The sequence below is a fragment of the Mesorhizobium sp. M1A.T.Ca.IN.004.03.1.1 genome (assembly GCF_003997555.1).
GTDB lineage: Bacteria > Pseudomonadota > Alphaproteobacteria > Rhizobiales > Rhizobiaceae > Mesorhizobium.
In genome coordinates this window covers 1-253 of sequence record NZ_RZTV01000700.1, presented here as the reverse complement: position 1 = coordinate 253, position 253 = coordinate 1, and the positions used below count along the sequence as shown (strand labels likewise).

1 pseudogene is annotated in these 253 nt (G+C 62.5%); it reads right to left on the bottom strand.

The features are described from left to right. Positions 1-104: 104 nt before the first annotated feature. Positions 105-253 (bottom strand): annotated as a pseudogene (locus EOD29_RS38090) (sugar ABC transporter ATP-binding protein); the annotation flags it as partial.

Below are 253 nucleotides of genomic sequence, written 5' to 3'. Positions count from 1 at the left end.
CTCGTGGATGTTTTCACCCCACACAACGGTGCGAATGGTCACGTCGCTCTCTCCTTATAGTTAAGACGGATCGAGCCTTGGGAGGAACATCGACCCTGGGAAAATCATGCAGCCCGCATGGATGCTCGCTCAAGCGCCCGGCCCGACCGGTCGAAACGGTGAACGTGGCCGGCAAGCGGCACAAGGCCAAGTGTTTGACCGGGCGCGTGGCGGGAGACACCGGCTTCCCGCACGACGAACGGCTCATCCGCCC